The 23,705-nt window shown below is 39.5% G+C and carries 24 protein-coding genes; 9 read left to right on the top strand and 15 right to left on the bottom strand.

The window, feature by feature from the left end; all coding sequences use genetic code 11:
- Positions 1 to 8 precede the first annotated feature (8 nt).
- Positions 9 to 1,838, bottom strand: a complete 1,830-nt coding sequence (locus LPA49_RS06940) for a DUF3604 domain-containing protein (protein ID WP_230236140.1) — start codon at positions 1,836 to 1,838, stop codon at positions 9 to 11.
- A gap of 364 nt (positions 1,839 to 2,202) precedes the next feature.
- Between LPA49_RS06940 and LPA49_RS06935 the strand changes: the two genes are divergently transcribed.
- From LPA49_RS06935 to LPA49_RS06925, 3 genes are read left to right on the top strand one after another with little or no spacing between them, the layout of a single operon-like run.
- Positions 2,203 to 2,898 (top strand): HupE/UreJ family protein, encoded by a 696-nt coding sequence (locus LPA49_RS06935; RefSeq protein ID WP_036972393.1) that lies wholly within the window; start codon positions 2,203 to 2,205, stop codon positions 2,896 to 2,898.
- A 20-nt stretch (positions 2,899 to 2,918) separates the two neighbouring features.
- The gene (locus tag LPA49_RS06930) at positions 2,919 to 3,452 is read left to right on the top strand and encodes a hypothetical protein (protein WP_230236138.1); all 534 of its coding nucleotides are present in this window, start codon (positions 2,919 to 2,921) and stop codon (positions 3,450 to 3,452) included.
- A gap of 49 nt (positions 3,453 to 3,501) precedes the next feature.
- Positions 3,502 to 3,837 carry a DUF6488 family protein gene (locus LPA49_RS06925; protein ID WP_230236136.1) on the top strand — a complete coding sequence of 112 codons (336 nt, stop codon included), beginning with the start codon at positions 3,502 to 3,504 and terminating at the stop codon, positions 3,835 to 3,837.
- A gap of 529 nt (positions 3,838 to 4,366) precedes the next feature.
- Here the strand turns inward: LPA49_RS06925 and LPA49_RS06920 are convergent.
- Positions 4,367 to 5,071: a hypothetical protein gene (locus LPA49_RS06920; RefSeq protein WP_130052460.1), complete on the bottom strand. Its 705-nt coding sequence runs from the start codon at positions 5,069 to 5,071 to the stop codon at positions 4,367 to 4,369.
- A 398-nt stretch (positions 5,072 to 5,469) separates the two neighbouring features.
- Here LPA49_RS06920 and LPA49_RS06915 point away from each other — a divergent pair, with 398 nt between their 5' ends.
- From LPA49_RS06915 to LPA49_RS06900, 4 genes are all read left to right on the top strand, one after another.
- Positions 5,470 to 6,441 carry a calcium/sodium antiporter gene (locus LPA49_RS06915; RefSeq protein ID WP_230236134.1) on the top strand — a complete coding sequence of 324 codons (972 nt, stop codon included), beginning with the start codon at positions 5,470 to 5,472 and terminating at the stop codon, positions 6,439 to 6,441.
- A gap of 64 nt (positions 6,442 to 6,505) precedes the next feature.
- The gene (locus LPA49_RS06910; protein ID WP_180311776.1) at positions 6,506 to 7,333 is read left to right on the top strand and encodes a mechanosensitive ion channel family protein; all 828 of its coding nucleotides are present in this window, start codon (positions 6,506 to 6,508) and stop codon (positions 7,331 to 7,333) included.
- A 108-nt stretch (positions 7,334 to 7,441) separates the two neighbouring features.
- The gene (locus LPA49_RS06905) at positions 7,442 to 7,975 is read left to right on the top strand and encodes a hypothetical protein (protein WP_281547079.1); all 534 of its coding nucleotides are present in this window, start codon (positions 7,442 to 7,444) and stop codon (positions 7,973 to 7,975) included.
- On the top strand, positions 7,959 to 8,432 hold the full coding sequence (locus LPA49_RS06900) for a GGDEF domain-containing protein (RefSeq protein ID WP_062565911.1): 474 nt from the start codon (positions 7,959 to 7,961) through the stop codon (positions 8,430 to 8,432). The genes LPA49_RS06905 and LPA49_RS06900 overlap by 17 nt, the downstream gene beginning before the upstream one ends.
- A 60-nt stretch (positions 8,433 to 8,492) precedes the next feature.
- Here LPA49_RS06900 and LPA49_RS06895 read toward each other — a convergent pair whose 3' ends face one another.
- The 13 genes from LPA49_RS06895 to LPA49_RS06835 all read right to left on the bottom strand — a co-directional run bounded on the left by LPA49_RS06895 (position 8,493) and on the right by LPA49_RS06835 (position 21,093).
- The gene (locus LPA49_RS06895) at positions 8,493 to 9,023 is read right to left on the bottom strand and encodes a hypothetical protein (protein WP_156426486.1); all 531 of its coding nucleotides are present in this window, start codon (positions 9,021 to 9,023) and stop codon (positions 8,493 to 8,495) included.
- A 602-nt stretch (positions 9,024 to 9,625) separates the two neighbouring features.
- Positions 9,626 to 10,222, bottom strand: coding sequence for a tyrosine-type recombinase/integrase (locus LPA49_RS06890; RefSeq protein ID WP_062565915.1), 597 nt, complete (start codon positions 10,220 to 10,222; stop codon positions 9,626 to 9,628).
- A gap of 126 nt (positions 10,223 to 10,348) precedes the next feature.
- Complete coding sequence (locus tag LPA49_RS06885) at positions 10,349 to 11,758, bottom strand: UvrD-helicase domain-containing protein (RefSeq protein WP_230236130.1); 1,410 nt, start codon at positions 11,756 to 11,758, stop codon at positions 10,349 to 10,351.
- Positions 11,755 to 13,479, bottom strand: a complete 1,725-nt coding sequence (locus tag LPA49_RS06880) for an ATP-dependent endonuclease (protein WP_230236128.1) — start codon at positions 13,477 to 13,479, stop codon at positions 11,755 to 11,757. The genes LPA49_RS06885 and LPA49_RS06880 overlap by 4 nt, the downstream gene beginning before the upstream one ends.
- A 173-nt stretch (positions 13,480 to 13,652) precedes the next feature.
- On the bottom strand, positions 13,653 to 14,144 hold the full coding sequence (locus LPA49_RS06875) for a hypothetical protein (RefSeq protein ID WP_230236126.1): 492 nt from the start codon (positions 14,142 to 14,144) through the stop codon (positions 13,653 to 13,655).
- A gap of 395 nt (positions 14,145 to 14,539) precedes the next feature.
- Entirely contained in the window at positions 14,540 to 15,106 is a 567-nt protein-coding gene (locus LPA49_RS06870) for a hypothetical protein (protein WP_230236124.1), read from the bottom strand.
- Positions 15,107 to 15,556: 450 nt separating this feature from the next.
- A complete protein-coding gene (locus tag LPA49_RS06865; RefSeq protein WP_180311739.1) occupies positions 15,557 to 15,931 on the bottom strand; it encodes a cation transporter in 375 nt (124 codons plus the stop codon).
- A 39-nt stretch (positions 15,932 to 15,970) separates the two neighbouring features.
- The gene (locus LPA49_RS06860) at positions 15,971 to 16,327 is read right to left on the bottom strand and encodes a cupredoxin domain-containing protein (RefSeq protein ID WP_065978803.1); all 357 of its coding nucleotides are present in this window, start codon (positions 16,325 to 16,327) and stop codon (positions 15,971 to 15,973) included.
- Positions 16,328 to 16,338: 11 nt separating this feature from the next.
- Complete coding sequence (locus tag LPA49_RS06855; protein ID WP_230236123.1) at positions 16,339 to 18,582, bottom strand: heavy metal translocating P-type ATPase; 2,244 nt, start codon at positions 18,580 to 18,582, stop codon at positions 16,339 to 16,341.
- Positions 18,583 to 18,727: 145 nt separating this feature from the next.
- Complete coding sequence (locus LPA49_RS06850; protein ID WP_227006877.1) at positions 18,728 to 19,243, bottom strand: DUF411 domain-containing protein; 516 nt, start codon at positions 19,241 to 19,243, stop codon at positions 18,728 to 18,730.
- Positions 19,244 to 19,253: 10 nt separating this feature from the next.
- Positions 19,254 to 19,742, bottom strand: coding sequence for a DUF4440 domain-containing protein (locus LPA49_RS06845; protein WP_074988538.1), 489 nt, complete (start codon positions 19,740 to 19,742; stop codon positions 19,254 to 19,256).
- A gap of 22 nt (positions 19,743 to 19,764) precedes the next feature.
- The gene (locus tag LPA49_RS06840) at positions 19,765 to 20,670 is read right to left on the bottom strand and encodes a copper resistance D family protein (RefSeq protein ID WP_182396729.1); all 906 of its coding nucleotides are present in this window, start codon (positions 20,668 to 20,670) and stop codon (positions 19,765 to 19,767) included.
- A gap of 15 nt (positions 20,671 to 20,685) precedes the next feature.
- Positions 20,686 to 21,093 (bottom strand): copper resistance CopC family protein, encoded by a 408-nt coding sequence (locus tag LPA49_RS06835; protein WP_182396730.1) that lies wholly within the window; start codon positions 21,091 to 21,093, stop codon positions 20,686 to 20,688.
- Between the two features lie 226 nt (positions 21,094 to 21,319).
- Between LPA49_RS06835 and LPA49_RS06830 the strand changes: the two genes are divergently transcribed.
- Together LPA49_RS06830 and LPA49_RS06825 are read left to right on the top strand one after the other, a co-directional pair.
- Positions 21,320 to 22,006, top strand: coding sequence for a heavy metal response regulator transcription factor (locus LPA49_RS06830; protein ID WP_036972381.1), 687 nt, complete (start codon positions 21,320 to 21,322; stop codon positions 22,004 to 22,006).
- The gene (locus LPA49_RS06825) at positions 21,996 to 23,396 is read left to right on the top strand and encodes a heavy metal sensor histidine kinase (RefSeq protein ID WP_036972380.1); all 1,401 of its coding nucleotides are present in this window, start codon (positions 21,996 to 21,998) and stop codon (positions 23,394 to 23,396) included. Before LPA49_RS06830 ends, LPA49_RS06825 begins: the two co-directional genes overlap by 11 nt.
- Positions 23,397 to 23,705: the final 309 nt, after the last annotated feature.

The raw sequence follows: 23,705 nt of genomic DNA, 5'->3' as shown, positions 1-23,705 counted from the left end.
AATTATACTTACTCTACTTCGTACCAAATAGGTGAGGCCCATGCGCGTTCTACAATTTGACGTTTTACATCATCTGGGTATTTAACACCGGCATTTATTTCGTCATATAACGTCCAACGTGCTGTTGGCAGTTGCAAAACACGCACATAATAAAATGCTTCTTGATTTGGGTCCCAGTCAGGGTCTGTCCATACTGACATAAGTTCAACAGCCCCTTTTACTTGATTGAATTCACCCGTTTTAAGATTTATAGGGGCATCAATAGGGGTAACACTTCCATCTGCTTTTAGGCGATCTCCCGAGGCTACAACGTCATAAACGTGGTCTTTCATCTCACCGTTTTCGTACCACCCTTTAATAATCTGGATACGATCTAAGTTTGGGCCAATAGGATCTTTGATTGCCCATACTAAAAACTCAGGGGCTTTTTTACCTTTGTAGTCGCCGCCCATCGGCACGCCCTTTTCATAACCATCTTTTACAAGGTCGGTGTAATTTTTGTAACTTTTATTGAACCCTTGGCCTGCAAAAAAACGGACTTTCATACGTGGGCCGCTGGTGGCAAAGGTTTCTTTTGCTTGCATTGAATCCCAAATCGCACTGCGCGTATTTGAATTAGCCCACACAGCAGTCAACGCGCCAGGACTGGAGTCTGCAATCAGCATTTCGCCTTCAAGCATTGCCTTAGAACGTACATCGGCTGTTTGGTCGGCATAGCCATGACTACCGACAGCGTAATTGTCTTCTTCAACGTTACTTGGTGTGCCATTATGGCTGTCTGTTCCGCCAACAAACCCATATTTAAAAGGGTTAACTCCAAGCTCTGCATGATATTTAATGCCGCGTCCTAGTCCATAACGCACATAGTTTTCTTTTATGAACGCACGACCATTAAACTTTTGAATTGACACTGCATTTTCAAAGTCTGCAAACTCGTCATTGGGCCAAAAGTTGGGTATAACTTCTGAATTACCCTTAACTTGCATCATTTCAATGAGTGGCTCCATACTGGCCCGTTTTTCAGCATATTCTTTGTTTACGGGTACGCCTGAAAGACTTGCTTCAGCAAATAATAAGCCTTTCGATTCATTTGAGTTATGTGGTATTGCGAACACTTTTTTGCCACTGTCGCGTTGTGTTTGCATCCATGCCCATAGCTGCTCAGGATCGGCCCCTTCGTTTGATGAAAAAGGCATATCAGGGACATTGTTATCTCTAAAGAAAACATTGCGATGTTGGTTAGCCCCCCCAGGAGCAGATGTCCACTCGTAGGCATGTATAGTGGTGAATTTACCTGGTTGATAATGCTTTTCAGTGGCTTCTATATTTTTTTGCCATGTAGATTTAATGGCTTCTTGGCCTTGAAAAAATGCAGGGTGAGGTTCTCCACCGCCTGCTAATGGGGCTAATACGTACTTATTATAAAGTTTTAATGCCGTTTCTAAATCTGGAGCTTCACGAAAAGCAACGGCTATTTCGTGGTCGTAACCAGGTGCCCCTTCATTCATTAGGCTAAAGGCTTCTCCCATAAACTCTGAGTGATCTGTAACAGCAACAAAATCAAGTGGTCGTTTTATTTTGTGGAGACTACCATTCACCATCATTTCTTCGCCTTTAGCAAAGCGATAGGCGTCATCAGGCGTTAGTCTATTACCCGCAATAAACGCATCCATCGACACACCTGTATGGACATGCTGCTCACCGAAGAACGCTTCTTTCAATGGGTAGACCTTGGCACTGTTAGGTTTTTGTTCGGCTTTTGCAGAAAAAGCTAACGGCAAAGAGCAGGCTAAAGCGACTGAAATAGTTGTAGATATAAGTGAAATCCGTGCACACATTTTGAGCACTCCTCGCAGTAAATGTGGTGATGTATATTTTTTGGATACTAACTGATTAAAAAATAGCAGGCTTTGTGTAGAAGAACCATCAAAAGCGGCTTTTTTTTTGCACGATTAAGGAGTGCTGAACTTTTGTTTGATGAAGGAAATTATTTCTAAGTCGGTTGAATTAACAGTCATTACTGCAAATGATGAAGATAACGTTATAAAGGAGAAAACGTAAATCAAACGTTGCAATTAATGTTAAACCACTTAAGTATAGATAACAGTTTAGTTGGCCAAGCAGGTTTATCTGCGTTTTATAACATGTGATAAAAATTGAAAGGCGTATTACTTGAAAGAATTAGATGTACAGGAAGTTGGAATGCAAAATAAGCTATTAAAAATGAGCTTACTCTTTTTGATTGCGGTGCTTGGGCTCGTCAGTATTGATGTGTTAGCACATGGTGTAGATGACAACACCCGTGCATTTTTAGAGCAAAATCAGGGAATACAATTTGTCCCGTTTTTGTATATTGGTGCAAAACATATGATCACAGGCTATGACCATTTATTATTTTTAGTCGGTGTGATTTTCTTTTTATATCGCAGCAAAGATGTGTTGCTCTATGTGACGATGTTCACTCTTGGTCACAGTACTACGCTTTTGCTCGGTGTACTGGGTGATATTAACGTTAATGCTTACTTAATTGACGCGATTATCGGTTTTTCTGTTATTTACAAAGGGTTTGATAACCTAGGTGGGTTTAAACGCTGCTTTAACTGGCAACCCAATACAAAAGCAGCGGTGCTGATTTTTGGCTTGTTTCATGGTTTTGGTTTAGCGACGAAGTTACAAGAGTTTCAATTACCAGAGGATGGTTTATTAGTTAATTTAATCGCGTTTAATATTGGTGTTGAATTGGGGCAATTTGCAGCGCTTATCTTTATTTTAATAGCCATAAATGCGTGGCGACATTTTCCATCATTCCAACGTTTTTCGACCTTAACAAATACAGCACTCATGAGTGCTGGTGTGATGTTAGTTGGTTTTCAATTAACGGGTTATTTCGTTAGTTAACACATAAATAAGAGATGAGTATGCAACACACAGTGAGTTTAAAGACCTTAATTATAGCGAGCGTATCGTCAACGGTTGTTGCGGCCATTGCTCTGGTGACTTTAATTCTTCCGGCCGAATATAACATTGACCCAACGGGTCTTGGCCATAAGCTTGGCCTAACCAGCATTGCGATAGCTGCAGAGACAGGCACGCAACCAAATCAATCACCGACAGGGAATAAAGGCACCGATGAATTTCAGATCATTGAAGTAATCGTTCCTGCAGGTAGAGGAGTTGAATATAAGTTTGCAATGCCCCAACATGCCAAAATGACCTATGAATGGTTAACAGAGGGTGAGCCATTGTATTTTGATTTGCATGGTGAACCAAAAGGTGACACAACGGGGTATTTTGAAAGCTATACGATTGCCACCAGTAATGAAATGAAAGGAAGCTTCACCGCTCCCTTTGCCGGTTCACACGGTTGGTACTGGAAAAATAAAACAGATAGCCCAATTGCCGTACAGCTCCTTGTTAAGGGTGAATATGAAGTGATTGGCTTAAAAAAATAAACGGCATAATTAAACACATTGTAAAAGTAAGAACCAGGAGAGAAAAGTAATGAATCGATTAATTACAACAGCGTTAATCTGCATTGCATTATTGAGTGTTGGTGCGTTGGCGCACAGTGGCCATGACCTTATTAATGACCAAAAAGCAATGAATATTGCTGCCAAGTCAATCAAGAAAATGACTTTTAAGGATTATGGGTTTGAAGTTGGTAAACTCGATGCTTCATGGAAAGAGGTAGCAAACGATAAGCTCTCAATAGTCCATGTTGAAGAGGGCTATTATGTTGTCAAAGCAGAAAATAACCAAAATGAGAAAAATATCTTCTTTAAGATAGCTAAGACTGGCGAATTGTTAGATGTGAAGTCCAATCATGATTTTGAATAGCTGAAAGCCATTAGCGTGCAATATAAATGAGCCACTCTGATAACTTGCTGTGTAATTCATCTATCAATAAACATGACCTTAATTTAGATAAGTGTAACGGGGCTACTTTCAGGTATACAGTGGAGAGGTGGGGAGCAATACATTTCAATATTTTTATTGAAAATGATGTTTTTACCTTGTTTTCATTTCATGCATAGATAATAAATAAGCCAAAAAGTGACAGAAAACGTATCCTCAATTTGGTTCTTATTTAGAGTGAGATTGAACTGCTACTGTAATATTAAATATAGGAAGATGAAGGCAGTGAGGTATATTGCAAGTATGCGACCTATTAAAAAGTAAGTGACTGAACTTTAGAGTACAAAAGTCTCAAGTGAGCGTTCAAGAGACAATAACTCACTTTTGGACATAAACGCGTTAAAATATTTGAAGAGTCATGACTAAATTAAGGCATAAAAGTATGCCACTACATGGTAGTATTTAGTAAGGAATGCTGTGAATTCATTTCAGCACAATATGGGCACTAAGCCTAATAACTTGTGGCGTTTCTTTTTAACTGTGACAAGATATTATCATTCAATTTTAACCAATTAGTTTCGTATTCCCATGTCTTTTTGAAGTCGTCATTGCTCCTTGAACTTTCAAGCATTTCTCTAAAATCGAAAACACCTAGAAAATTATCAGCCGTAACATCATACCTTCCATAACCTCGGTTTTCAGGCACAATATATTTTAAAAAATTAGATTTAAAATCAGATATAGTGCTTACTAGTTCCTTTGAATCATTTAGTTTTTCTTCTAAGAATTCTTTTTCAAAACCTGTAATTGTGCCTGTCGCTTCTAAAGCACCAGATTGGTTTATAGCGATTCCCCAATTTTTATAGGCCAATGAAGGGTTCTGCCGATTTATATCTGAAAGAAGTGAGTCATAGGGAGACAGCATTTTTTCTACCGCCTTAGGCACACTACCTCCCGGCAAATATAATTCACCAGTAGCAACAGCTAGCTCATGCATATAGTCATCAACTGTTTTAGTTATGTCTATCTGGCTCGATGTCATCGTCAGCGGTTTGGTATACGTTTGGTTTAGCTCTGGAGGCGCGCTTTCATGATATACGTCATCCGCCAATTTTTTAAGCTCAGTTTCTAAAAGAGCCTTGCCATTTATAGGTGACTCTAAAGTCACATTTTGAATATTAAGTGGTTGCGGTAAACTTCCAGAATTAACCTTCATAATACGTCCCTGATTTAGTGATGTAATTTTATATCGGCCTATTTTGATGATTCTTTATATTTATCATTTTTTAAAAAAGGGAGCCAAGCTAATTGTATTATTATTAGGGATGGATTATTCTTGAAAAACTTAGGGGAGTAGTCTCTTGCATTAAGCAAGGAAACTGTCAACAGTCTCCGGGCAACATCGCTCGTGGCAGTTTCGAACCGTATCAGGTTTTGACAAGACTTAAGGCAATGAGTCATTTCGGGCAGAGATGGTTTGTTGTCTTTTTAGTCTAGTCTGCCCTAAGGGTAAATAATGAAACTACATCGCTGCCAAAGTTCACTTCATTTTGCAAATAGACCAGACAACTCTGCCATACACCCTTCAGGTATTGATATCGCGGGGGCTCAGTCATGGTTTTAGCTATAGCCGCTATTATTGCAGGGTTTGCCTTACTCGTATGGAGTGCAGACCGCTTTGTTGAAGGGGCGGCATCTACAGCAGGCCATGCTGGCTTGCCTTCAATTTTAATTGGTATGGTCATTGTTGGTTTTGGGACTTCGGCTCCTGAAATGGTCGTATCAGCAATGGCTGCAAGTGATGGAAACCCTGATTTGGCGTTAGGTAATGCACTCGGGTCCAATATTGTAAATATCAGCTTAATTCTTGGTGTAACAGCCATCATTGCCCCTATCACTGTTCAGTCTAAAATTGTTAAAAACGAGCTTCCCTTATTATTAGTTGTCGTACTTTTTTGTGGGTACTTGCTGTATGACGGCGCTTTATCAGTGATTGATGCAAGTCTGTTGTTGGGCGGATTAGTCTTGTTCTTAGCATGGTCAGTCTATTCAAGTATGAAATCACCAAGTGATACCCTCGAAACAGAATTTGATACTGAGCTTAAAAGTCACGCCATGTCTTTAGGGAAAGCAATTTTCTGGCTCACCGTGGGCTTAACATTACTCATTATTAGCTCTCGCATACTTGTTTGGGGAGCGGTTGAAATTGCAACTGCGCTCGGTGTCAGTGACCTTATTATCGGCTTAACTATCGTTGCATTAGGGACATCTTTGCCAGAGCTTGCAGCTTCTATTATTGCCGCTAAAAAGGGAGAGCATGACATCGCCATTGGCAATGTTGTGGGGTCGAATATGTTTAACATCTTAGCTGTAATTGGTATCGCTGGTATTATTGAGCCTATCCCTCACATTTCTACAGACGTACTTTACAGAGATTGGAGTGTGATGCTTGTACTTTCCGTCATGTTATTGGTTATGGCTTACGGTTTTGGCCGACAAGGCAGAATAAATAGTTGGGAAGGTAGTATCTTGCTTGCTTCCTATATTGCTTACAATGGCTACTTAGTTACCAGTATCATTAAATAACATTTATTGCTAAATTGTTTAGAGCAAAGCGCATATTTTATTTATATTAAAAGGGAAATCACCGATGGACACCATCATAAACTTTTTTTCTGAGCATCAATTGCAACTTATAGCAATAGCAAAGAATACGCTGCTGACTATTTTCATTTTTATTGGGGCAAATATTTGTTCAAAATTACTAAAACGTGCCGTACATAAAGGTGTTTACAGACTGAGCAAGCAAGATGAAATCATTACAAAACTGCTTACCACGCTTTCAGGCTATGTGGTTTATTTAATTGCAATTGTGATTATTTTAGATTTATTTGGAGTCAATACGGCCAGTCTTGTCGCACTCGTCGGTGCCGCAGGCTTAGCGATTGGTCTAGCCCTAAAAGATACGCTCAGTAATGTGGCTGCGGGGGTCATGCTACTTTTCTTAAAGCCTCTAAAAAAGGCAGAGTTTGTTGAAGTGTCAAGCTATACAGGGAGTGTAAAAGATTTAGGTCTATTTACCACTGTCCTTGAAACCGCCGATGGTGTTTTTGTATCAATCCCAAATAGCACGGTTTGGGCAAATGCGATAAAAAACTTTACGAGAAACGAAAAGCGTCGCATGGATATAACTGTGGGTATTTCTTATGGTGATTCAATTGAAGATGGACTTGCGGCATTAAGGGAGCTTGTTAGTGAAGAATCTCGAATTTTGATTGAGCCAGCCCCTCAGTATTTAGTCCACACATTAGCAGATAGCTCTGTGAACTTGCAGCTTCGTGCTTGGGTCGCTACACCACATTACTGGGATATATATTGGCAAACACAGCGTAAAATTAAAGATAAAGTGGAGAGCAAAGGGATTACTATTCCGTTCCCTCAACGTGATTTGCACATAATAAACGGCGATAAAAAATAATGAAAAACCTCGCTCAGTCCTAGCACGTTTTTCTATGATAGAGTGACAGGACTGGGCCTTTGCTTGAGAGCATAGCTCGCGTGTAATAATTTAAAAACAGAATTTACTATGCTCAAATATTGGTATAAAAACATTCCAGCACACCACAATAGTCCTGAGCTATTTTGGCGAAGCCGTTTGATCGCCCATTCTTTATTGATATGTACTGTGTACTTCTTTGTACTGACTGTTATCAATATCTTTAAATTCAACAGCTATGAACTCGCTTTGCTTGATGCGGTTGGGCTAACTTTGTCTATTTTACTATATGTTTGGTTCATTAAAAGCTCAAAAATTAAAGCGGTTTCATGGGCTGTGGTGTTATTGATTAACAGTTTAATACTGACATTTATTATCTCAATTAACGGCGCGGCCTATTCATTATTTTGGGCAACATTAATTCCTCCATTTTCATTTTATTTAGTAGGTCGAAATTGGGGAAGTTTACTTAGTGCGTTTGCTTTTGCAGTGTGTGCTTTTATAGTTTATGAACACTCACAGAATCCGGAACCTCTTAAAATTGGCCTTGGCTCTGTTTTTAATATTATTGAAGTTGCCATTGCTCACATTGTCTTATTTCGTTTCTATGAAAAAACTCGCTGAAACCGATAAACTCACTGGATTGTTTAATCGAGAAAAACTAGATAGAACGCTTTCAAGTTTACTAAAAAGCTCGAATTTTGGTTTCATACTACTAGACATTGATTATTTTAAAGAAATAAACGATACCTATGGTCACTTGGAAGGCGATAAAGCGCTTGTCATTGTTTCAAATAAATTAAAGTCAGTATCTCCAAGTAAAGCGTTATGTGCTCGTTGGGGTGGCGAAGAGTTTGTAATCATCATTGAAGGGGCAACCTTAGATGAAACAAAAGAGGTTGCAACGACCATTATTACAGATATAAATGGTATTTATTTTCACGAAAAAAGATTGTCAGTCAGCTGTGGAGTGACGATTAATCACAGTGATGATAATACGCTAACAGTAATTGAACGTGCTGATTTAGCTCTATATCGTGCAAAGAAAAATGGCAGAAATCGAGTTGAATATAATGAATGAAACTTGGATTAATTTTGTGGTCATTACGTTCATTAATGACCACATTTTGAATGTTTAAAGTTATCTTGCAGAGTGCTTCAATGACGACACAATGAATTGACACTTTTCTTGCTCAATACTTAGAGGGTGATTATTCATTAATTTAGAAATATCATAAGCTAAAAGGAAACTTCTACCACCATCTTTATCTAGCTCACCATAATCAATGTCCGTTTCTTTATAAAAGTCCTTGCTATGTGCCACTTCATTTCGGAGTTTTATTAAGTTAATCAAAGTCTGATAAATTTTACTTTCATTGTCTGTAATGAGCTTACCAGATGATAAAAGGAACCCTAATACATCTAACTTTTTACTTAAGTTCATTGAAAGAAACGCTGTTGCATGTCTTTTGTGATCAGCTTTAGGGAAATGACGAAAAGCCCATGAGATGATGCCTTCATTAAGCAAGCTTTCCAATGAAGCGGCAGCAACTAAGATAAAGGAGTATTTATTTGAATTGAAGAATGCATCATCATCTTCAGTGTGTGCCGGTAGATATTCTGCTGATTCAATTAGTCCTCTAGAGGAAGTAAATACAAAATGCATTTCCAAAATTCTGATGCCTCGTTGCTTTATAGCGCCCCGCACTGCAATGGCTTGTTATGTTTCAACTCGTTGAGTTTTGCTTTTGGCAAATTCTAAGGTCTTTATTAGTAACGTAAAGCCTGAGGCCATTAATAAGCCACCTACAATGAAATAAAATAATACAGGATTTTCATTAAGTTTAACGCTAAATCCAAATGCTGAAAATTGCATTTCGAAAATACTGAACAGGCTATAAATAAAAACTATAACGGATAAAATAAAAAGTAGTTTATTTCCAAATCTATAACTCATAAGTCAACTTTTCCCTTTGAAACATGACATGTCTATAGCGAGCGAATCGCGCGTTTTTCTAACACAGTGTCGCTCGCTTTTCTGAATGACTCATTTGTAACAAACTTCTTAACTAATTGCCATTAAGACTAAAATGCAGTAGTTCTAGCTTTTGTCTCAGGACAAAAAAGAGCGATTGGGTCGCTTTCCTGACTATGCAAGCAATATACTTTGACGAAATAGAAAAGCAATTTTGAATGGCCGAAGTTCGCTCTTTTGAGTAATTCGCCTAAACACGTCTTGGGGCAAAGGCAGCTTAAATTGCCGCCTTTTCTTAATTAACAATCTGTTTCTCTGGATATCTTGATAGCATCTTCAATCTCAATTCCGAGATATCTAATTGTGTTATCGATTTTTGTGTGACCAAGTAGTAATTGAACAGCGCGAATATTTTTGGTTCGTGCGTAAACCAAAGTCGCTTTGGTTCTGCGCATTGAGTGAGTACCATATAGATCAGAATCAAGCCCTAACTGCTCAGCCCAACTCCTGATTATAGACCTGTAATATGAATAGCTTATTGGTTGATTAGTGCGACGTAAACTCCTAAACAAATATTCACTAGGTTTCAATTTACCTTCTTGAACCCAACGGCTAATACTTTGTTGTGTTCTCGGAGTTATCTCAAATTGAACTTCGATCCCTGTTTTCTTTTGTGTCCATTGAACCCTCTCGAAAACTTGATCTTGGGTTGCGACATCTCTAACCCTTAAAGACAGTAGATCACATGATCTTAGTTTGCTGTCTATCGCCAAGTTAAGTAACGCCAGTTGCATCAAGTTATTTTGAATTTCAATGCGAGTACGTATACGCCAAATCTCTTCAAGTTTGAAAGGACGTTTCATCCCAGTAGCATTGTGGTTTAGTTTTTGTTTCATAGTGACCTCCTAATTAAAAGTCACTATTGATAATAGATAGATTGCCAATGACTAAGGTTTGGACAAAACCGAGTTACAGCGCTTGCTAAATTAGCAAGTAACGGATTACCTAAGGTATGGCATCCGCTATGGCTCTGAAATTACCGTTATACTATGTGTTCCTCTTGTCAAAGCAACATAGAACTCTTTTGGGCTCATTCTCGTAGGGTACGTAACGATGCAGTGATTGTATTCCAGCCCCTTAACCAGTAAAGTCGTCCCGATTTGGTTATCCATGCGTACTGGGCGTCCCCTGTGTCGAAAGTCCTGCCTATATTGCTTTATTGCTTCAGCCAAAGGTAAAGTGTGAGCGTAGCCCAATACTGATATAAAGCGAGAGAAGAGATCTCTTCGATAAACTTTTGTTTCGGTACACTCAGAAAGCCCTTTAACAAAAGCCATCAACGTCGCAATATTCCCATTAGCTAAAAACTCGTTCGCGGAAGCAACTAAAGATGGATATCTAGTTCTGGTAGTAACCTTAGCAGTTTGCCCTTCGATAGTTTTTTTAGGTAAAACTCCTCCAACAGATGTCATACATGACTTTGCGAGGTCAACAACAGCAACCAGTTTAGCATTATTACTTTTAGCTTTAATTACCTTATCAACTGTTCTAATAAGAGCCTTGCCTTCGACTTCCTCAATACTTGTATACATACCAGATAGGCACTTTGATAAAGCATGAGTCTTACGTTTATATTCTTCTGAACCCGGATAAACAACAATACACTTTCCCGCCTCTTTTGCTTTTTCCTTGAACACTGTAAGCCTGTTAGGAGATTGCATATCCTCCAAGTCATAATGAACATGATGAAAACAAGCTAGTTCTTTAGGTGCTTTTGGCATATCACCTTTAGCGATTTCTTCTCGAATTTTGTATAACCATTCACCTAATTGTTCTGTACCTGCGAGCTTCCATCGCCATGGAGTTTTGAGCTCTCCCAACTTATCAAACTTAGGTATAATACAGGTATCCCAATTGACAACTTTCTGTCCATCAAATTCAAATATTGCTTGTAATGGGTCTCCAATCATCCTTGTTGGTTTAAGCTTGACAAGCTTAAGAATTAGGTTGTGCTGGATATCTGAACAATCTTGGTATTCGTCGACAAAAACACCAGAGTATGTACTAGCAAAGACCTGCTCTATAAAGTTATATGAAAAAAGCAAGGTCGCACTTTCATACAAAGTGCTCCAGTGAGCTTTTGTTTCGGGCTCATCAAACACCCAATTAGCTATTTTCGGATAAGCCTTAACCCATTTCAAAGCAAAAGAAGCGATTGTATCTACATGGTATTGGCTAGAGGGCACATTTTGGTTGGTCAATTTATTTTTAATTGAGTCAACTCCAGCAAATGTGTGCGTCAGTATTAGCTGCTTTCCTGTACAAGATTTAACACTTTCTGCAATTAAAAAAGTTTTACCAAACCCCGCTGGAGCAATGATATAACCCGATTTAGGAGCTTCTGCTAAAGACTTCGCTAATTGGTCTGTCATAGTGCTACAAACCCTCTTAGCTCTTCCATCTTCTTATGAGTATCTGTTCCCTTCAGATTTCCCTCATGAAATTGAGCCGTTGTCTTTTTACCTAGTATTTCACCTAAAGTAATATTTTTGAACCAACTTGACGACTTAGCAGCATCTCCAACCGCCTTTCTGTATTCTTCCGTATCAATCCATTCTTTTATGTTATCTGGGGCTCGACCACCTAGTTTAGATTCTACATTGGCACAAATGTTTAAACCTAAGTCATCTTTAGCAAAGGAAAGTAACTCAATTACTGAATTCCACGGAAGATCTAAAAACAAACGTTGTTCCAGAGCCATTGCCCCGTCCCACATGATCACTGTTATATCTTTTTCTTCTAGGACTTTTTTATGTTTATCACCAAATTGTTTAGGATCATCAGAATCAACGAAAGCTGCTACTTTATAGCCCAATGAGTGCATTACTTCAGCTTTTGGTTTTACTTGGCTACCGCTAGCTGCATCAAGATACGAAACGCCATGATAACTCAGGGACTCATTATTTAAACTTACATAGAAATCATCCATTCCTCTGATAAAACCGACCTCAGTTGCCCCCTCACATACTATGACCTTAGGGCATAAGAATGCCTCAGCATGAGAGCGTAACGTTCCTTGAACTTTGGAGTCGACAGGTGATTTATCTGCCGTATTCTTAATTGTTACTATACCTGCCTCATTATGTACAATATTGAGCTCTTCAAAGTTGAGTTCACGTAAAACGATTGGGCTATGCGTGGTAAACAGATAGGAACCTTGATGGTCTTCTTTTAAATGCTTCAATAACCTTGAAATTCGATGTGGCTCTAAGCCGTTCTCTAGTTCATCGATAAGAGTTATGTGTTGGCTCTTTAGATTCTCAGCCTGAAGACCGCAGGTTAACATTCTTCTAGAGCCTAATCCCAACTGGCGTAAGGGAACATCTCCTTCATGCAGAGAAATTCCGCCTGCCTTTACATTTATGGCACCTAAATCAAGATGACTGCGAAACAAGTCTGAAGACTGAACACCGAGTTTTTTTGATAGCTCATAAACTTTGGCCGCCGCCTTATCTAAAGCATCAAGATCTTCACGATTAGCATCAAAAGCCCCTTTAGCTGCCCGTGCCGCCTTGGCAAGATTTGACTGGACACTTGCCTCCTCAGTTAGCTTTGATAGTGGACTCTGAGCATCCCACGTTAGCATTCTATTACTGTAGGCACCGATAAAGGTCGCATTCAGGCGTTTTCTATCTGCTAAAAGAAATGAAATACCATCTGGGTTTCTATCAGTGACTACACGCCAATTCGGCTCTAAGTCTGATTCAACTTTAAGCTGAACTGTTATCACTGGTTCGTCATCAACAACTACCAACTCTTTTTCGTACTGTTGAGGCTCATCATTAATACGAGACTCTATTGGGTTCCATCCTCTCAAATGAAGCCCAAACTTACCCATATTAAGGAACTCTTCAGGAAGATCTCCGAGTGTCACTTTAATACTTATCGGATCATCAATATTAACCTTGAAGAAATCGACATCACTGAGTTGAAGTACCCAATGAGGGTAAAATGCTAATCTGATTGCTTCTAAGATAGTCGTCTTACACGAATCGCCTTTACCTATAAGGGTAATTATTTGATTGTCGGGTAAGCACCACTCAAGTGACTTGATTCCTCTAAAGTTTCTGATTTCCAAATGACGAATCTTCATTACCAATACTCAATAGGTTGAACATAACTCAATTTAATAACACAATTCGTCCTCAAAGTCGTTATCTAAGAGCATGGTCTTATGAGTTTTATTTTTAAAATCAAAATCTTATAAACACCTTTAGCTTTCTTAGTTATACTTAACTCTTTTCATATCACCCTCTGAAACATAACTCATTTTTCGATGAGTGCTTTCCAATCGATAAAATCACTCAAATTTACAATTTGACTATCATCGACAAAGCAGCCTTTGAATGGAGAATCTTGCACAATCTCTGAAAAGATACGCTTAAATTGACCTAGTACTTCTGCTGTATTTGTACAGCTTTCAAATGAAATTACGTGGTATGCGCCATAACACTTATCTGGTGGTATCAGATCAAAATAGCGTTTAGGGCCGCGTGGTCTTTCGGGGTTTGATTTAGAGATAATAAAGGTAAAACCACCTTTCCCTTTACCGACTCTAATCCAGCCAACAGCATGATTCTCTCGCCAGCTTCTCCCCATATCTTTAGCCAACTGATCTTTCATTCTGATTCGCATATTTTGACTAATCACACCATCAGTTTGAGCTTCTAACTCAGAAATCCTCTTAGCAAAGGCATTTTCATATCTTTCTTCAAACTGTTCCTTTGTTTCTTTATAAATTGGCAAGTAAAAGTACATTCTTCCCCCACGAGTTATAACGCTATTTAGGCAGAATCTTTCCGCGTTTGCTTTCGGTCTATCTTGCTACCATCACTTATGCAACTCAAGCAATATAAGCACGTTATGTGATTATTGGCCTTTCATGACAAAAATCCGCCCGAAACATCTTACGATGTGACATTAGGTTTAGTAAGGCCAAAAGAGGTGAACAACATGTGAATGAGTTTTTAATCTAAGTAGAAAAGGGGCAGAAGCAATGTGCAAGTTTTGCACCTTACTCACTCGTTAATGGACAAAAACACGTTAGAGTATTTAATCAGTAACGCCCGCTTAACAGGCGTAAAATTCTTGGCTAAAATTAGCGACGAAGGAGCGCAAGCCAAGCTTTTTTACGTCCTTTCTTGAAGCGTTTGTTATGTAACGTCTACACCAGAATGTAATTCACAAATAGCGTCAACGATAGGTTGAACCTCAAATTTTTCCCCAAGCACTTCAAATATTGCTGTATCCATATAAAAAGCTCTAAACAAATGGGTGGGGACACCATCGCTTTCAATTGTAGCACCTACATACGAAGGCAAAACATAGCCAACAATCGGCTTATCATTAAGGTAAAAGTCCAAGTTTTCATCAAAGTGTTCAAGGCAGTTTCTAAGTTTCCTGCTCTTCAATGGACTATTTCCATCAATTTTAAAGATACTTTTTAATTGGGAAGCTCGTTTATGATGAAGCTTATCTTCGCCTTTTTGGGCAGGCCAAAAGTATCTTGAAATAGAAGCGGCATGGAGGAAAATATTATGTAAGTGATTTAGGATTTGATCAGTCAATTCACCTGTAAGTTCATATTCACCTTTTTTCTCATTTGTCATGTTGGCGAAGGAGTGAAGAAAGTCTATTGATAACATTGCTGCTTCGCAATGAAATCTTATCGCTTGACCATAAAATGCAACATATGGTGGTTGAATTCCTTCAAAGTTCATACAGACTATCCTTAGTTACATAACATGTTTATAGCGAGCTAATCGCGCGTTTTTCTACCACAGCGTAGCTCGTTTTTCTTATTAGATTATTTCTAACAAACTTGTTAACTAATTACCAGTGTTATTAAAATTTAGGAGTTCTCGCTTTTACCTCAGGATAAAAACGAGCGATTGGGTCGTTTTTCTGACTATGCAAGCAATATATTTTGACAAAATAGAAAAGCAATTGCGGACGTTCGAAGCCCGCTTTTTTGAGAAATTCGCCAAACACGTCTTGGGGCATAAACGAGTTATGACTGAAGGTTCGCTTTTTGCACATTTGCGACGGTCAGATGTGACTAAACCCCATTTTCGAATTTGACAGACCAGATCAAGGCTTACTTAATTAGTAACGGTTACTCATTTAACAACATGTAAAAGTATTCACAGGTTTCCTGTCATGGGGAAACCTTACTCTTTATGTTTATTGTGCCTATTTGGTGGGGTTGCATGGCAACTCCAGGGTTTGTGAGAGACGTTATCTTTTATATTTTGATCGACAAATTGGTAGTAACTTTCTTTGGTGTGTGTCCACCAGTCATTGTGAAGATCGGCACCGTGTTTGCGAATAACGTTTTCGATCCCTTCTAAGTTTAGGTGGGTTGCGTCATAGGCCAAGTGTATTACGTTTTCACGAATATTGTAGCTCACTTCATCGATGCCAAAGAGTCTATCAATCTCTTCAATGAGTGCATCACAATTTTCATCTGTCACTTTACACAGCCGCAGATTGCGCACGACTAAGTTTGCTTCTTTTACGCCGACTCTATGTTCTAAATCACTCATAATAATCTCTCCAAGCTGTTTTATTTTCACTTCACAATTTCATTCGACTGCAGTGATAACACCTTTGTACATTTGCATTTGGCAGTGAAAAACATGTTCTCCCGGTGGGATATTTTGCAGGTGTATTTTTGTCACTTTGTTCAGGGTCAGTTGTTCACTTATATCTAAGGAGGGAATGAGCAGTGTTTCGGAGCAAGGTGACGGATCTTTTCGCAAAAAAGATAAGGTTATTGGGTGGTAAGCTGTAACTTGTAGAGAAGCAGGCGAATAAACCCCTTCTTTTACCTCAATGAGTACGTCGGTACTAGTTGCAACAACGTTGTTTGGTTTATACAGCCAAAACCACCAAATGATCAGCGCGATGAGTGAAATACCGATAAAGTTAATAATCATCATAATGTGGCTCCTTAGTGATCTTGTGCTTTAAATAAACGAAGCCTGTTTGCATTCGTCACCACGGTAAGCGAAGAAAAAGCCATCGCAGCACCCGCGATAACAGGGCTCAGCAGTAGACCAAAAAATGGATACAGAATACCTGCCGCCACTGGAATACCTGCCACGTTATAGATAAATGCACCAAATAGGTTTTGTTTTATATTGCGTAACGTGGCTTTGCTCACTGCAATGGCATCAGCTAAGCCATGAAGAGAGCCTCGCATGAGTGTGATGTCGGCACTTTCAATGGCAACATCAGTGCCTGTTCCAATCGCAAAACCAACATCGGCGAGGGCAAGCGCGGGGGCATCATTGATCCCATCGCCTGTCATACCGACAATTTCGCCTTGTTGTTGGAGTTCGCGCACTTTATTGGCTTTGTCTTCAGGTAGAACGTCAGCAAAGAATTCAGTAATTTTTGCTTTTTTTGCTATCGCCGAGGCGGTTTCTTTATTATCGCCAGTAAGCATAATAACGCGGATACCATTGGCTTGAAGACGTTTGATTGCAGAAAGTGAATCAGACTTCATCGGGTCCGCTACCGCGATAATTGCGGCTAGCTGCCCATCAACAGCAAAATACATTGGCGTTTTGGCTTCTTTCGCTAAGGCCTGTGCTTTCGTTGTGAAGTCAGAGAGTTCAATTTCTTTAATTTTCATTAATTTACTATTGCCAAATAGCAGCGACTTACCATTACACGTGGCTTCGACACCATAGCCTGTAATTGCGTTAAAGGCGTCTATTTTCAGCAGCTCGATTTCTTGCTCCATGGCACTGTCGACAATTGCTTGCGCAAGAGGGTGCTCTGAACCACTTTCTAAACTGGCTGCTAGCTGTAATATGGTTTTTTCATCACTCTCATTTGCTAAAATAACGTCAGTGACTTTGGGGGAGCCTTCGGTAATGGTGCCCGTTTTATCTAAAATCATGGCTGTAATTTTGGAAGCTGTTTGCAGTGCTTCACCATTTCGAATAAGAACACCGGCCTCAGCTGCTTTGCCCACACCGACCATAACCGACATTGGCGTAGCAAGTCCTAATGCACACGGACACGCGATGATAAGCACCGTTGTCGCAGACACAATTGCAAAGGCAAGAGTGGGCTCAGGGCCAAAGTTTAACCATGCTAGTGCACTGACGATAGATATAATCATGACAACCGGCACAAAATACGCAGATATAACATCGGCTAGTCGCCCTATTGGGGGTTTTGAGTTTTGGGCACGTTTTACCATCGCAATAATTTGTGCAAGCGCGGTGTCTTTTCCTACCCGTGTTGCTTTAAATAGGATCATGCCAGATTTATTGAGCGTACCCGCGGTGACGTCGTCTTTTTCTGATTTTTCAACAGGCATGGGTTCGCCTGTTAGCATTGATTCATCAATGCTGGTGTGGCCTTCGATTACTTCACCATCAACGGGGATTTTCTCACCCGGTCTGACTTTGATAATGTCATTGAGCAACACTTGGTCGATATTTATTTGAACGTCTTTGTTATCTCTAACAACAGTGGCGGTTTTGGCCTGTAAGCCGATTAAGCGTTTGATTGCTTCTGAGGTTTTTCCTCGTGCTTTTAGCTCTAACGCTAAACCAAGGTTGATTAAGCCAATAATCATGGAGGTGGCTTCAAAATATACATGCCTTGCCATTAGCGGAATAGCATCGGGAATAAAGACAACCAGCATTGAGTAGACCCATGCTGTACCGGTGCCCAGTGCAATGAGGGTATCCATATTGGCAGAATGATTTTTAAAGCTTTTCCATGCGCCAATATAAAAATGTTTACCAGAGAAAAACATAACCGCAAGCGTTAAAAGACCAACAATTAACCACGCGAGCCGCTCAGTATTTGTTGCTACGGTCATCTCGCCAATAGCGATACCATAGATCATAAGAGGCACACCCAGTGAGAGTGCGATAATGGTGTCGCGCATCAGCTTTTTATAATATGCCCAATCGGCTGCTTCTTTTTCATCAAGGGAGTCTGTGTGCGAACTGTCATTGAACGGTTTGGCATTGTATCCAGCAGATTCAATGGCTTTAACTAGGTCTTGGGTATTGGCTGTCCCACTGACGAGTACGGTTCGGTCTGCAAAATTCATCTCTGCGCTGTTCACGCCAGGTGTGTTTTGCAGTGCTGCTTCAATTTTCCCTACGCAACTGGCGCAGCCTGCGCCCTCAATGATTAGCTGCTGCTCTGTTCCGGCTTTACTCATGCGGTGTTCCTTTTTGCTTAAAGCCCTTAGCTTAGTGAGATGGTTGCTTTTGGGCTTTATTTTCATTAATTTTTACAGTGTCGTAAAAATGATGAAGTGAGGTACTATTTTTGTAATCACCTAGTTATAGCGTATGCCTAATTCATTAAAATTGCTCGGCATATTGTTCAATATATTGATAACTTACAGCGGGTGAATCTATTGTTAGTAAATTAATGTTGTATTTATGGAATACGTTCCCCATTTCCATCCCTGGCGTACCCACGGGCATGGCAGGAACACTTAAGCCTATCGTACCTTCAGGGTGTTGCTCTGATAAGAATTGCTTAACAAATTTAGCGGGAACATGCCCCTCAAAAATAAAGCCATCGGCTGACACCGCCGTGTGGCATGAGCGCTGATTTGGTTTTATCTGATAGTTATTTTTTATGGTGCCCATATCAACAACATCAATGGCTGTTGTGTTAAAGCCATTTTTGTTCATATGTGTGACCCACTCTTTGCAACAGCCACAATTTTTACTTTTATACACAGTGAGTTCACTATTTGAATCATGTGTGTGTTGATTGCTGTTATGGGTTAAGGGTTGATTACTAGTTGTTGCCATCACTGGCAAATTGCTCATAAAAAGTAGTAATGAAGCAAGGTAAGCTGTTCGCATGTTGTACTCCTTAATTGGACCAGTGGATATGAGTGATTTTCCATCCATTGTCGGTATTTTTGAGTGTTATTGTTTCCATTCCAATACTCTTTATTTCTTTCCCTTTGTAGCTGCCTTCGGTTGAGCTTCTGGCAATTGAGAAAGCTATATCGCCCTGCGTGAATACCTGATGCTCTAATAATGTGCTTTCAACGGCTTTTAAAAATGCCATATCTGCATGCATATGGTGATTTGCGTATTCATCTGCTGAGCGTTCAATACCGCCTCCTTCAAAAATAATAACATTGTCAGCGAGTAGTTTACGAGCTGTGACTTGATCACCCTGTTTTAGTGCTTTTTTAAACGCGGTTACAGTGTGTGCGGGTTCACTGTCGATACCAACAAATAAGGTGCTTTTGTTTGGATGAGCTTCATCACCGTGTGCGTTAACAGCAAACGAGCTGAGTGCACCTAAAAGTAGCAGTGATATCATTTTTAATTGTGATGTGTTTTTTAGCATGCGTTTTTTCTCTACTTCATAGTTAAATAGGAGGACCAACAAGTGTGGTAAAAACACTTGTTGTGATAAGTACAAAAAGCGCTATGACCATTTCAACAGCGATAGAGCCTTTTAAGGTTTCAAAATACCGTTGCCGGTTAATATTAGGGACTAAAAATAGTTTATGCCATGCGCCAAGCAAAAGCATGGCGCTGACAAGCAGTAACTTCAGTAAAATTAATTGGCCATAAGTTGAAGTAAATAATGCAGAAAATGAGTGCAGATACTGTTGTAAAAGCGCCAAGCCAGACACAAGCAATACAACCACAATAATGATGGCCATTTGTCCAAAGTGATGCATTATTTTTTCAACGTCGGTTTTGATAAGCAAGGTGCAGCTTTTAAGCAATGGCCATAATGCGCCAATCCAACAGGCTAAAGCCGCAAGATGAAATGTCAAAATACTTTTTACTAGGCCATTTTCATTGGCACTGTGACCAGTAATAGAAAAACTAAACGCAATAAGAGCCGCTATGATTAGCATAAGAGCAAAGTTGAATTTTTCTGCGTTGTTATTTTCTGCCTTCACATTCCACAAGGAGGCAACCATAAGTGCGACTAAGAAACTAACAATCCTTAAACGCGCTTGCTCGCCAATTACCGAGTACCAAACAATCTCGAGCATTGGGCGATCTAACATTCCCATAAAACCTGATTCGGCAATGGCACCTGTCTCTATTGGTGTTTGCAAAATAGCCGCTATTAAACCAACCATTAAGCATTTGATTTGCCAGTGCTTCAAGAAATATAAAAACGCAGTATGCTGGTTTCCATTAAGGTGAAAATGGCTAATAAAACGTATCAGTAATGTACCTGCAAGTGCTGCTATAGCCGTATAGTTTGCTAGTTTCATTAACAGTAAAAGCAGCGACCACTCACTAAATTGCATTGTCATGACCTAAGGCTAGTGATTATGGTTACCGTGGCCATTTTCTGGCATTTTTGTTTTATTACTATGCTTTGTACCATGGATCATGAAAGTGAATTCCCCTGTCATTTTATGGCCATCACCACCGAGTGCGATCCATTTTACCGTGTAATTGCCTTGCTTTAAGTGTGGCAGAGGCCAACTAAAATCACTACTTGGAGCTGCTGTAGGCTTAAAATCGAAGTCGATAGGTTGTTTATGTGCATCTTGAACGACTATTTTTGCTAATCTTACTTTTCCGCTAAACGCGAGCGATAGCTGCTCAGGGCTACTCATTAACATTGCTTTATCTTGTGGCAGAGTGTGTGTTACTGAGACATGAGCCGATGCCATAAATGGCATTGTTAGTACGAACATGAGTGCGACATACTTAAAAAATTTCATAATTACCTTCTTACTTGTTATTAAAAATCAAACAGATTGCAACAAAGTGTGACGTAATAAACGATTACTGACTCTGTTAATAAATAGAAAAACATGCCATAAGTTTAGAAAGTTGACCTGTCTTCAGCATGACGTGAACATGACAAAGTTGTAATCTTGGTGTCATGTTGCTGTTGTGATTAAAACACCATAATGATAACGGCTATGATTTTGATGAAGGATTGAAATGCGCTTACTAATAGTTGAAGACGAATTAAAAACAGGAAATTACCTAAAACAAGGTTTAACTGAAGCCGGTTTTCAAGTGTCACTAGCGCGAAATGGACTCGATGGTCATCATTTAGCCATGACAGAGTTATTTGACGTAATAATTCTCGATGTGATGTTACCTGATGTCTCTGGGTGGCGAATTTTACAATCACTTCGCGAAGCTAAAAAACAGACCCCTGTTCTTTTTTTATCAGCGCGAGACAGTGTCGATGACAGAGTTAAAGGGCTTGAACTAGGGGCTGATGATTATTTAATTAAACCATTCGCATTTTCTGAAGTGTTAGCAAGAGTGCGCACTTTACTTAGGCGAGGCGGCACACAAAAAGTAGAAGATGTCTTAAAAATAGCCGACCTAGAAATGAATATTCCAAAAAGAAAAGTTCAACGTGCAGGCCAACGCATTACCTTAAGTAATAAAGAGTTTAGTTTACTCGAGCTATTACTGCGCCGTGAAGGGGAAGTACTGCCTCGTTCATTAATCGCTTCACAAGTGTGGGACATGAATTTTGATAGTGATACCAACGTGATTGATGTTGCAATAAGAAGGCTTCGCAGCAAAGTGGATGATGATTTTACAGTAAAGCTAATACACACAGTAAGAGGGATGGGATACAAGTTAGAGGCAATGCCTAATGCGAGTTAGCACGCGACCCTTGTCATTAACGATGCGAGTTTTGTTATTTGTAGCAATAACAATTATTGGCTGTTTCACCTTTGTGGCCTCACTCATAAATAGCTCAATAGAGCATCATTTTTTGCAACAAGACAGTGGCGAGTTACAGGTTATCACGCAATCAGTTGAGTCTGTATTATCACAGCCTTTTCAATCACAAAAACAGCTTGAAAACGCATTGTCGATTGCTGTTGTTGGGCATCATGGGGTGTACTACCAAGTAAATACGTTAGAGGGAGAGCTTGTATATCAAAGCTCCCATAATGATTTTACTGAATTAGCAATGCGCGCGAAAGCTTCTCAGGGGTTTAAAAAGGAGAACATAATTACATGGCATACAGGCAGTAAGGCGTATCGTGCATTAGTCAGTGAGCTAGAGACATCTAAACAGCATTATAAAATAGCCGTTGCGATTGATATGAGCTTCCATCTGCGCTTTTTAACCCAGTTTAAACAGAGTTTATGGGTCATTATGTTAGGCTCGGCTGTGTTAGTGTTGCTTGTCGCATGGATTGCTATACATCAAGGTCTTAACCCTTTACGTGGGTTAACTCAAAAAATGCTTGATATACAAACCAATAAAATGGATGTCAGGTTAGATCATAATAATGTTCCTGTTGAGCTTGAAAACATGGTGCAGTCTTTTAATGTGATGTTAGATAGGCTGCAAAGTGAGTTTATTCGCTTATCTAACTTTTCCAGCGATATAGCTCATGAGTTAAGAACCCCCTTAACAAATATCATTACCCAAACGCAGGTGGGCTTATCAAAATCAAGAGCGGTTGTTGACTATCAAGAGCTGTTATTCTCAAATCTTGAAGAGTTAGAAAGATTAACAAAAATGGTCAATGACATGCTGTGGCTTGCAAAAACTCAGAACGGTTTAATAAAGCCAAAACAACAAATTTTGCAAAGTCATGACGAGATAGCGTCGCTATTTGACTACTTTGATGCGTTGGCGGAAGAAGTAGGTATTTGTTTTAAAACAGAGGGTGAAAACCTGCGTTTTTACTGTGATCAGTTACATTTTAGACAGCTGTTATCAAACTTACTCTCTAACGCTATTCGGTATACCCCAAAAGGGGCTTCAATTTCAGTTAAAAGCGAAAAAGTAAGCGCAGATACAGTGTGTATTTCGGTTGTGAATCCCGGTGAGAAAATACCCGCTGAACATTTACCGTATTTGTTCGACCGTTTTTATCGGCCGGATAAATCAAGACAAAAACACAGTGATGGTGTGGGGCTCGGTTTAGCCATTGTTAAAGCGCTCGCAGAGGCCAATGATGGCGCGATAAAAGTTTACTCCGACGAGCACGAAACGTGTTTTAGTGTGTATTTAAAGTCAGCTAAATTAACGTGAGCGCACCTATCTGAGGATATTAAAACGCAGCGCTCACTGTAAAAACGCTATTGTAAAAATAAAAGCAAGAGTAAAATACTGTAATCAGTCGTGATCAAAACACTCCAGTTCTTCGTATAACACTTTTATTAATCGTTAAAGTTAATTAATCTCTCAATGTATGAAACAGCGTTAATCACATGGGGTCGTGTTTTACACGTATAACCTCATTTCACCCGACCATTTATGTAGTCATGCCTTACCTTTATTAAATACAGTTATTGGCAAAAAACGTAATCTTCCTAGACACTTGATTCTGAGTGCTCTACT

It is taken from the genome of Pseudoalteromonas sp. MB41 (genome assembly GCF_020966275.1).
GTDB classification, from domain to species: Bacteria; Pseudomonadota; Gammaproteobacteria; order Enterobacterales; family Alteromonadaceae; genus Pseudoalteromonas; species Pseudoalteromonas lipolytica.
This window is presented reverse-complemented; position numbering and strand designations above follow the sequence as displayed.